The organism is Nodularia chucula CCY0103 (genome assembly GCF_963923915.1).
Classification (GTDB): domain Bacteria; phylum Cyanobacteriota; class Cyanobacteriia; order Cyanobacteriales; family Nostocaceae; genus Nodularia; species Nodularia chucula.
Genome location: NZ_CAWUOL010000129.1, coordinates 1 through 9738 on the forward strand (window position 1 = coordinate 1; position 9738 = coordinate 9738).

At 41.7% G+C, this 9738-nt stretch carries 10 protein-coding genes; 4 read left to right on the plus strand and 6 right to left on the minus strand.

Going from position 1 to position 9738, the window contains the following annotated elements; translation table 11 throughout:
* Nucleotides 1–776: 776 nt before the first annotated feature.
* The 3 genes from ACM0OP_RS22510 to ACM0OP_RS22520 all read right to left on the minus strand — a co-directional run bounded on the left by ACM0OP_RS22510 (nucleotide 777) and on the right by ACM0OP_RS22520 (nucleotide 4559).
* Nucleotides 777–1037, minus strand: a complete 261-nt coding sequence (locus ACM0OP_RS22510) for a hypothetical protein (protein ID WP_414530644.1) — start codon at nucleotides 1035–1037, stop codon at nucleotides 777–779.
* A gap of 347 nt (nucleotides 1038–1384) precedes the next feature.
* Nucleotides 1385–2878, minus strand: coding sequence for a M16 family metallopeptidase (locus ACM0OP_RS22515; protein ID WP_414530645.1), 1494 nt, complete (start codon nucleotides 2876–2878; stop codon nucleotides 1385–1387).
* Between the two features lie 49 nt (nucleotides 2879–2927).
* Nucleotides 2928–4559, minus strand: a complete 1632-nt coding sequence (locus ACM0OP_RS22520) for a M16 family metallopeptidase (protein WP_414530646.1) — start codon at nucleotides 4557–4559, stop codon at nucleotides 2928–2930.
* A 151-nt stretch (nucleotides 4560–4710) separates the two neighbouring features.
* Between ACM0OP_RS22520 and ACM0OP_RS22525 the strand changes: the two genes are divergently transcribed.
* On the plus strand, nucleotides 4711–5028 hold the full coding sequence (locus ACM0OP_RS22525) for a TetR/AcrR family transcriptional regulator (RefSeq protein WP_414530647.1): 318 nt from the start codon (nucleotides 4711–4713) through the stop codon (nucleotides 5026–5028).
* Between the two features lie 21 nt (nucleotides 5029–5049).
* Here the strand turns inward: ACM0OP_RS22525 and ACM0OP_RS22530 are convergent, their stop codons facing one another.
* On the minus strand, nucleotides 5050–5487 hold the full coding sequence (locus ACM0OP_RS22530; RefSeq protein WP_414530648.1) for a DUF4332 domain-containing protein: 438 nt from the start codon (nucleotides 5485–5487) through the stop codon (nucleotides 5050–5052).
* Nucleotides 5488–5616: 129 nt separating this feature from the next.
* On the opposite strand from ACM0OP_RS22530, the gene ACM0OP_RS22535 reads away from it, so the two are divergent.
* Nucleotides 5617–6066: a DUF29 domain-containing protein gene (locus ACM0OP_RS22535; RefSeq protein ID WP_414530649.1), complete on the plus strand. Its 450-nt coding sequence runs from the start codon at nucleotides 5617–5619 to the stop codon at nucleotides 6064–6066.
* Here ACM0OP_RS22535 and ACM0OP_RS22540 read toward each other — a convergent pair.
* Entirely contained in the window at nucleotides 6063–6860 is a 798-nt protein-coding gene (locus ACM0OP_RS22540) for a PhzF family phenazine biosynthesis protein (protein WP_414530650.1), read from the minus strand. The genes ACM0OP_RS22535 and ACM0OP_RS22540 overlap by 4 nt on opposite strands.
* Nucleotides 6861–6956: 96 nt before the next feature.
* Here ACM0OP_RS22540 and ACM0OP_RS22545 point away from each other — a divergent pair, with 96 nt between their 5' ends.
* Both ACM0OP_RS22545 and ACM0OP_RS22550 read left to right on the plus strand, forming a co-directional pair.
* A complete protein-coding gene (locus ACM0OP_RS22545) occupies nucleotides 6957–8303 on the plus strand; it encodes an aminopeptidase P family protein (protein WP_414530651.1) in 1347 nt (448 codons plus the stop codon).
* 273 nt (nucleotides 8304–8576) lie between these two features.
* Nucleotides 8577–9152, plus strand: coding sequence for a glycine-rich domain-containing protein (locus ACM0OP_RS22550; RefSeq protein ID WP_414530652.1), 576 nt, complete (start codon nucleotides 8577–8579; stop codon nucleotides 9150–9152).
* A gap of 122 nt (nucleotides 9153–9274) precedes the next feature.
* On the opposite strand, the gene ACM0OP_RS22555 is transcribed toward ACM0OP_RS22550, so the two are convergent.
* Nucleotides 9275–9685: a tetratricopeptide repeat protein gene (locus tag ACM0OP_RS22555; protein ID WP_414530653.1), complete on the minus strand. Its 411-nt coding sequence runs from the start codon at nucleotides 9683–9685 to the stop codon at nucleotides 9275–9277.
* Nucleotides 9686–9738: the final 53 nt, after the last annotated feature.

Sequence of the window (9738 nt, forward strand, 5' to 3'; positions counted from 1 at the left end):
TGAACAATTCAGAACCAGCAGCGTGTAGTTGAGAAAGTGTGATATTAGCCATGATTTACTCCTAATAGTCTTGTCTCAATTAACCAAGTTCACAGAAGATTGTCGAAGCTAGGTGGCTCTCCGAGATTATTAATAATGCAGAAAATCCCTGTTGTTCAAATGGATTACTGATTACTTTTAATCCTGTAATAGCCCTATAAATAGTTACCTAATGGGTAAACAATCAATGTGTGTTTGCTTAACTGTTACTGTTATTTTTATTGATCGAAAATCAGAAAGTCAAGCCTAAAACTCTCTTGAAAAAGACATATATTCAATACTTGTGTCTTTTTAAAAAAGATATTTATAGCACTACACAAGAAGATTAGGGGGTGAGGTTTATTTGATGTTTTCAGGTTGATTTAGTGAATATTTATTTAAATAAAACCGAGACACTAAAAGGGTCTTAACCCAGTACCGAGTACCGAGTCCCCAGTAATATCATGTCCGTTTAATTAGTTACGATTACCACAATTATGTCACCCCACCCTAGCCCCTCCCCGTAAGGGAGGATCAAGCAAAGGTTTGGTAGGTTTTCGTACAAAAGGGCAGGCAAGATGCCCACCCCACAAGAGTTTCACTATTGCTTTTTGTACCTCATATATCTGCAACTTGCTGTAGTTAGTCCCCTGCTATACTTGCAAAGTGCTGTAAATATCAATTTATATAAAAAAATGTGCATATTTAAGTGAATTAAACTCAAAATGCACTGACACTATGATCATTACAAAAATTAATTAAAAGGAATTTAACCCTTCATTGAAAAAATTGCTAGCACCAAAAATTACTGTACCCATTTGGTTTCTCAAGCGAAAAATCAGATTATCTAAGTTATTATCGATTCTATTCGATAAAGGTAGGTTATTTATATTATTGATTCCTGGCATGAATCCAATTCCTTGTCTGCCCTCCAATATCTTCATTTGTTCTTCTGTGATTTGATTAAGTACCTGTTGGCTATCAATAGGGTACAAGTCGTAAATTTTTATCGTTGCCATGTAATTGACTCCTTAAATACGGCTATTAAAATTTTATATGACCTGACACACAGAAGTTTATTCTCAAAATTATCGTATCTAATTATATTTTCCAATTTGAGGCATAAAAGTCAATAGTTTGTGATAATTTTATAGACAAAAATTAAGTAGTTAGGTCTGAAAAACAGATGTTTTGATAAGTTTTTTCGATACAAATAGGACTTACGCAAAATTATGAGAAAACAAACCACATTCGCGCAGCGTATGCCCCCAGGGCGCTAGGACACAAAGTCAAGAGGGTTTCAGAGAGTTCTTGGGTAAGTCCTCAGAAATAGAGACGCGATATATCGCGCCTCTAAGAGGTTGTTTTAATTCTGCGCCTGTGAGGGGGGATTGGGAATTGTTACATCTATGGGGGTTACAGATGTATCTAGCTGTGTTAATGGTGGTTGAATGGCAGTTTGATTCCCTACTACTAAAGTCACCATTTGTTCGGGTTTGAGGTATTCTTGGGCTACGCGTTGCACATCACTTGCTGTGGTGGCGGCTACGGCTTTTTGATAGCGAAATAAGAAATCAGCCGGGTAGCCATAATATTCGTATCGCATTAACCGTGATAAGGTTTGGCTGGGGTCTTGAAAGTTGAATACAAAGGAGTTGAGGGTGGACTCTTTTGCATAAGCTAGTTCTTCTGGTGTGACGGGTTGGGTTTGGATGCGCTTGATTTGGGCTTGTAAGGCTTGGACAAATTGGACGGTAGCATCGGATCGCGTTTGTCCTCCGGCGATAAACATTCCTGGGTAGTCGAAGCGGGGACTCCAGTAACCATATACCGAGTAAGCTAAACCTTGGCGCGATCGCACTTCGTTTAATAAGCGTCCACCAAAGCCATTTAATACTCCATTCAATACATCCAAGGCGGCATAATCAGGATTGTCAAATTTACCGCCGATATGCCCCATTAACACACTACTCTGAGTTAGTTGTGGTTGATCGACATAAAATACACCACCTGTATTCGCTGGCTTGACTTCTAATAACTGGGGGGGAGTAATTGTACTGTGGGGTTTCCAGTCGCCAAACTTAGCTTGAATGAGCGATCGCATTTTCTGCGGTTCAAAATCTCCCACAATTCCCAAAATCAGATTATTGGGATGGAAATATTCCTGGTAAAACTGCACTACATCCTCACGAGAAATATTATCCAGGGTGCTGTACTCCATCGTGCGAGCGTAGGGACTATCTTGGCCATAAATTAATTTCTGAAATTCCCGTCTCGCAATACTATCTGGATCGTCATTCCGGCGAGCAATACTACCCCTAGCCTGGGTTTTAACTAAATCTAACTGTTCCTGGGCAAATACTGGCTCTCTCAGCACTTCCGCAAACAAATCAAACACCGTTTCTAAATCTTCAGTGAGTGACTGAAACCCAGCGCTACCAGAACCTTGACCAATACTGGTTTCCACACTAGCGGCGCGTTGTTCTAATATTTCATTCAGCTGATCAGGAGAATGCTTTTTAGTTCCCCCAGTCCGCATGACTGTACCAGTAAAACTAGCTAGTCCCACTTTATCAGCTGGTTCGAGGCGATCGCCTGTGCGAATTAACGCCGTACCATTCACCAACGGTAGATCATGATCCTCCATCAAATAGACCACTAAACCGTTATCTAGTACAAATCGCTCGTTTTTAGGTAATTGAATTTCGGGTAACGGTGGCAGTTCTAACTCAGTGTAATGCTTGGCTGCGGCTGTGGCTGCCAAAGAAAAGTTAAAACTGACCAACAAACAAGCAACAGCCAGAATCAAGCTATAAAATAGCCCCTTACTTTTACCCAGTTTAAATTTTAAATTGGACATTCTTAATGCCGTTAGCCTCTTACTCTCTTTTTCTCTGCGATTCATCCCCTTATTCCTGTTTCGATAACAGCTTGCCAATTGTGCGATTTTCTGGTCTAAAAGTCGCCTGAGCCACCCGTTGAATATCCGCAGTTGTCACCGCCGAAATGTTATCCAACTGCTGAAACAAATTCCGCCAAGAACCAGTTTTCACCTCTGCTTCCAATAACTGCTGCGCCATACCCATATTGGAATTAAGACTGCGTAACAAACTCGCCCTGGCTTGGGTTTTGACTCTTTGTAACTCAGCCGCCGTCACAGGTTCAGCTTTTAATTTTTCAATTTCCTGTCCCAAGGCTGTCGCTACCTCATCGACTGTGTGACCGGGAGCAGTGAGAGCATAAAATAACATCAGATTTGGGTACTTATCTCCAGGAAAACCGCTAAAACCCTGAGCATTTAAGGCTACGCGTTGCTGTTCTACTAAAGATTTATACAAACGCGATGTCCGCCCATTACTTAATAAACCGCTAATAATTTCATAGACGGCTTCATCGGGATGGCTAATTGATGGGCGGTGATAGCCTTCTAAATACCAAGGTTGAGAAGGTAATTCTAAAGTAAATTCCCGTGTTTCTTGCTGCGGTGGTTCAGCCTGTATATTAGCTGCTGCTTTTGGTCTGGCTTGGTAGCGTCCAAAATAAATTTTTGCCAGTCTTTTCACTTCCGCCGGATCGACATCTCCCACAATGGCAATGGTGATGTTACTGGGGACATAATGAGTATCAAAGAAGTTCTGGACATTTTCTGGGGTAAGATTGCGGATATCTTCTTCATAACCAATTACTGGTCTTCTGTAGGGATGGACTGTGAAAGCCCTATCGACAAAGTTTTCCACCATAGTCCCGATGGGGGAATTATCCACCCGCATCCGCCGCTCTTCTAAAATTACATCTTTTTCTTTAAAAAACTCCCGACGCAGTACAGGTTCGAGAAATCGCTCTGATTCTAATGACATCCACAGTTTCAACTTGTTAGCAGGAAAGCTGTAAAAATACTTAGTTGCTTCAGCGGATGTAGTAGCATTTAAACCGACACCACCAGCTTGATTAACAATTTGCCCTAGTTCATTTTGTTTGATCAGTGCGTCTGCTTGGGATTCTATTTGCTGAAATTCCGTTTGCAATTGAACGACGGTATCTTCTTTACCGTTGGCTTTGGCGGTTCTAATTTCAGCATCTAATTCTTCTAAGCGGTCTAGTAAAACTTTTTCGGCTTCGTAGTCTGTTGTACCGATGCGCGTTGTGCCTTTAAATGCGAGATGCTCTAAGAAGTGGGCTACACCAGTTTGACCCTCTGGCTCATCTACACCACCGACATCAGCATAGGTGAGAAAAGATACTACTGGGGCTTGATGTCGTTCTAAGACAATGAATTTCATGCCATTATCTAGGCGAAATTCTGTTAACTGTTCAATTACCCGATCTAAATAAGGTTGAATTGAACTTGTCTCTGGTGGGGTTTGACGACGCAGTTGTAAGATTCTTTGTAGGGGATTAGCAATTTGGGTTTGAGCCAGAGCTATATCTGGTAGTAACCCCGACCAGCAGATTACCATTACCATCAAAATGGTGGAAAGCCGACGTAATGTGATGGTGATTCGATTTGATGCGGGTAAAATTAAACGACTGGGCTGATTCATAAGCGACAATAAAACTAAAGTTTCACTACCTGAGCAATATGCTAAGTCATAAACAGTGAGTTAACCTTGTATTGAGGTTTCTGGGCTTTTTTTGCCTGACATTAGACAATAATCATACAAGTGGTATTCCCCAGATTACAGAATAATTATTATGCGAGTTTTTCATTCAACTCCAACTTCAGAAGCACAAACACGCACCCGGATTTTACAAGCGGCGCAGAAGTTGTTTGCTTCTAAGGGTTTTGATGGTACTACTACCCGTGATTTAGCCCAAGCAGCTGGTGTGGCTGAGGGGACTTTGTTTCGTCATTTTGCCAAATTAGTGGCTAAGGTATTTTTGGGAATGTTTGCGATCGCCGGATTTTCTAACAATACCCTCATGGCTCCCGATGCTTCACCCCAAGAAATGCAGCAAATGGCGGAAGGATTGGCTGATATTTTTCTCAATGGTGTGTTAGCTAAGGAATAATTGAACGCCGATGAAGGAGTTTTAGGCAATTTTTTGGGCTTGTTGACTCCATTGTTGTACTACATCAATGGCTGGACACAAATCTCGTCTTTGCATTGTTGATACCTGTAGACGCATCATTTGTTTGTGTAATCTATGGGTGGGTGTCTCGGCGAGTTGGGCTACAGAAATAATCCCGGAGTGCAGCAACAAGCCACAATATTCTAATCCCACACCAGGAATACGGGCTAAATCAGCTAAAGCAATCCATTTATTTACATATTGCAGATTAACTTGTAATTTATTTGCTAAATTTACCCTCGTTTCCGTAGTTTTTCCGTGTTCAATTAGCGCTTTTGTGGTTTTTATGCCACATTTTTGCAGTTTGCCTTGTTCTTCCTCGGTTAATCCAGGTAATTGTTCAATCGCCCAATCACAGGCTGTCATGGGAGTTTTAGTATTTGGCTGTTTAGTGGACATTGGGGAAAGTTAGATAAGAGTATCTTTGAATATTGTGACTCTTTTGATCCGCGTTTGACGTTATTATAAAATTGGGACAATTTGCTGCTAAGAGTTGAGTTTTGACTTCACCAAAGGTATGTAACCCCGATGCCGAAAACTTTAGCCCAGTTGTATGAAACAGACTTTGTAGGATGGACAGAACAAACTGTCCAATTAATTCGTGCTGCACAATTCGCACAGGTAGACTGGGATGCAGTAATTCAGGAAATTGAAAGCTTGGGCAGGTCAGAACGGCGGGAGTTGAAAAGCCGCTTGGAGGTTTTATTGCAGCACTTACTCAAGTGGCAATATCAGTCTACTTTACGCAGTGGCTCTTGGCAAAATACCATTAATGAGCAACGTTACCGCATAGCAGATTTATTGCAAGATAGTCCCAGCCTCAAATCATATCCGCAAGAGGTTTTACCAGAGTCCTACAGTCGGGGACGGAAAGCGGCTATTAATGAAACTCAACTACCACAGAGTAAATTTCCCGTGGAATGTCCTTATACCATTGCCCAAATTCTGGATACTGAGTTTTTGCCAGAAGCAGCTTAAGTAAATAATTCGCCTCGCATTACAGTGACTGCTTGTCCTGAGAGTAACACGCGATCGCCTCCTGGATAGCTCACCTTCACCACTCCACCGCGCCGGGAAGCCTGAAACGCCAAAAACTCATCTTGATGCAGACGATCGCGCCAGAAAGCCGCCAGACAACAATGAGCCGCCCCAGTCACAGAGTCTTCATCTATACCTAATCCCGGAGCAAAAAACCGCGAAACAAAATCATATTCTGAATCTGCATCAGTTTGGCTAGTCACAATCACATCAGCCACAGGTAATTTTTTCAATAGCTGAAAATTCGGCTGCATTTCTCGCACCAAATCCTCAGACTCCACCTCAACTAAATACCCCAGAGAATTTTGCAGCACAGATTTACAACGAACACCCAAAGCCTCGCTTAATTCCCCTGGTGCGACTGTTTCCTGAGATAAATTCACCGGAAAATCTAACGAAATCCAATCACCCAAACATTCAGCAATCAAAACACCACTTTTAGTATAAAAACGGGCAACCTCATCAGCTAACAAATACCCTTCAGACCACAACACATGAGCGCTAGCCAAAGTTGCGTGACCACAAAGAGGAACTTCCACCGTGGGAGTAAACCAACGCAGACTAAAACCATCATCCTGTCGCAGCAAAAAAGCCGTCTCCGACAAATTCATCTCCTGCGCCACATTCTGCATCCAAGCATCATCCCGACACTCAGACAAAACACAAACAGCCGCCGGATTCCCCGCAAAACAGCTATTCGTAAAAGCATCAACCTGAAAAATCACCAATCCCATAACTCACCCTAAAATAAAATAACAACTCAGCGTACCTACCCTGCGGGAACGCCTAAAGGCGAATGCGCTTACCTCCGCGCCCCTGTGCGTTTAATCATGCTCAAACAAACCTTACACCACCGCCGACAAAAACTAGCCAACCGCATCAACTTTCCCGCAATCCTCTGGTCAGGAAACACCAACCCCCGTAACTTCCCCGCCAACACTTACCCATTTCGAGCCAGTAGCCATTTCCTCTACTTCGCCGGCTTACCATTACCAAACGCCGCCATTCGCCTTGAAGCAGGCAAACTAGAACTATTCATAGATAATCCCACACCTAGCAGCGCCCTATGGCATGGAGAAATGCCCACCCGTGACGAAATAGCCGAGCAAATAGGCGCAGATACAGCTCGACCAATGGCAGAATTAGAATCATATCTAGAAGGTGTAGCCACAATTCCCGTCCAGAATGCAGCCACTTGGACACAGCAAACCCAGTTACTAAATAGATGGGTATTGCCACAACAACCGCCCCAAGAAAATGATTTAGAATTAGCCAAAGCGATCATTTCTCTCCGTCTCACCCATGATGCAGGCGCATTAATTGAATTGCGAAAAGCTGCGGCTGTAACTGTTGCGGCACATAAAGCCGGGATAGCAGCGACATCCCAAGCCAAACGAGAAGCAGAAGTCCGTGCAGCAATGGAAGCGGTGATTATCGGTGAGAATATGACCACTTCCTACAACAGTATTGTCACCGTTCACGGTGAAGTATTGCATAACGAACATTATCACCATCCACTACAACCAGGTGATTTAATTCTGGCTGATGTGGGTGCGGAAACCGCAATGGGTTGGGCTGCTGATGTCACCCGGACTTGGCCTGTGTCTGGTAAGTTTTCATCTACCCAGAGAGATGTTTATAATGTCGTGCTGGCGGCTCATGATGCTTGCATTGCCAAAATCAGCCCTGGTGTAGAGTATGAAGACATTCATTTATTAGCCGCTACAGTCATTGCAGAAGGTTTGGTAAATTTAGGAATTTTACAAGGAAATCCCGCAGATTTAGTAGAAATGGATGCCCATGCGCTGTTTTTCCCTCATGGAATTGGTCATTTATTGGGTTTAGATGTCCATGATATGGAAGATTTAGGCGATTTAGCCGGGTATGAAGAGGGAAGAAATAGAAGTTCGCGCTTTGGCTTAGGCTACCTGCGGTTAAATCGTCCTTTACGCCCAGGAATGTTAGTCACAATTGAACCGGGATTTTATCAAGTTCCGGCGATTTTAAATGATCCTAACGTGCGCTCAAAATATGAAAATGTCGTGAATTGGCAGCGTTTATCTCAATTCGCCGACGTGCGGGGAATACGGATAGAAGATGATATTTTAGTGACAGAATCAGGCAGCGAGGTTTTGACAGATGCTGTACCAAATCAGGCCAGTGCTATAGAAGAATAAGGTAACTAAGTCCTCCCCGCTCCCCTAGCTCTTCTGTCATATCTCTGCTCTACATCGTCTCTGGAATTAATTTAATATCAGTTTCGGATCAGTTTCGGATCACTTTTGTCTTTGATCCAAAACTGAAGCTATTTGCAAGTGATTTAAATGCGATTCTAAAAAGTGTAGCAAGCAAACGTTGGCCAACCCGCTTGAAACTCCATTCTGGGAATTTTGCAGAAATCCCAAAAGTATTAACGACATAAATACAGCAGTTTGTCAGGAGTTCCACTCATGTCACTAGTTAAGCCAATTGTATCAGTTGATAATCTACGCGCACTACAAAAGGAAGCTATGGCTTTCTATGTCATGTATGCAAAGTCTGAATTAGAGTTAGGGTTTGGGGAAAAATTGCAGGAAGTAGATTTTAGTGCGATCGCTTGTTATTTCATGTATATCAAACATGATAATCCCTGGTCAAGAGAAAGAACTTTGGGGGCATTGACTGGGTATATGATGTTTTTGTTTTTAATTTCCGTTTATCATCCTCATTATCATCTCGTTCCCGATTTAGATACTGATCACTTCTGGCACACACACATCTTTTTAAAGACAGATAAATATCATCAGGATTGTCAAAAATTATTTGGTTATTACTTGCATCATCAGTCACATCTCACTGTAGGAGAAACACAAGAGTATGATTCCCAAGGTGATTTTGCCAACACTTTGCTTTTATTAAAGAAACATTTTGGTACTGAAGCTTTAGCAAAATTAGCTCATACCAATGCACAGAAAGCTGCTACTTCTGGTCCCATGACAACTATTATTAATGTGAGTAATTGCAGTCCTATCACATCTAGGCATTAGTCATAACTAAAAGCTGTACAATAGTTGCTCACGGTACGAATATTTATCTACTGTAGAGATGTTCTATCAAGCATCTCTACTCTTTTATATTTTGTCGGTGTAAACTGTGACTGCAATTAAACTTATGATTCCATAGATTCAAGTAATAATTTCATTTCTTCTTGATCAACAAACATTCCTAACCTTTTAAAATCCTCATAGGCTAACTCTCCCCACTCTTTAGCTTCATCAAAATTTTCACTAGCCTGCTCAAAATTAGCCATAGATGCTCTACAATGAGCCAAAAATGACTCATCCAGATTTTCGTCAGCCATAAACAAGCATTCTTTTAATAATTTTCTGAATTTTTCCACCTCATTTAAATGAGTATTTTCTTTTATAGCCAGATCAGCCAACCACTTTTGATTAAGATAAATAGCACGTGTTAACTTAAGAGGTTCAGCTATTTCTAAAACTTTTATAAAACATTCTCTAGCTCCCTGGAAATTATCTTGCTCATAATAAATTCTTCCTTGATAATGATATATCTTCACCAGAAGTGTTGAATGTTAAGAAAGAGGTGATAAAAATAACCCAAAATATGGTA

Excerpts from the sequence above, each read along its gene's own strand:
- ACM0OP_RS22525 (WP_414530647.1), top strand. The coding sequence starts at position 4,711 with ATGCGAGTTTTTCATTCAACTCCAACTTCAGAAGCACAAACACGCACC.
- ACM0OP_RS22510 (WP_414530644.1), bottom strand. The coding sequence starts at position 1,037 with ATGGCAACGATAAAAATTTACGACTTGTACCCTATTGATAGCCAACAG.
- ACM0OP_RS22535 (WP_414530649.1), top strand. The coding sequence starts at position 5,617 with ATGCCGAAAACTTTAGCCCAGTTGTATGAAACAGACTTTGTAGGATGG.
- ACM0OP_RS22545 (WP_414530651.1), top strand. The coding sequence starts at position 6,957 with ATGCTCAAACAAACCTTACACCACCGCCGACAAAAACTAGCCAACCGC.
- ACM0OP_RS22515 (WP_414530645.1), bottom strand. The coding sequence starts at position 2,878 with ATGTCCAATTTAAAATTTAAACTGGGTAAAAGTAAGGGGCTATTTTAT.
- ACM0OP_RS22550 (WP_414530652.1), top strand. The coding sequence starts at position 8,577 with ATGTCACTAGTTAAGCCAATTGTATCAGTTGATAATCTACGCGCACTA.
- ACM0OP_RS22530 (WP_414530648.1), bottom strand. The coding sequence starts at position 5,487 with ATGTCCACTAAACAGCCAAATACTAAAACTCCCATGACAGCCTGTGAT.
- ACM0OP_RS22540 (WP_414530650.1), bottom strand. The coding sequence starts at position 6,860 with ATGGGATTGGTGATTTTTCAGGTTGATGCTTTTACGAATAGCTGTTTT.
- ACM0OP_RS22520 (WP_414530646.1), bottom strand. The coding sequence starts at position 4,559 with ATGAATCAGCCCAGTCGTTTAATTTTACCCGCATCAAATCGAATCACC.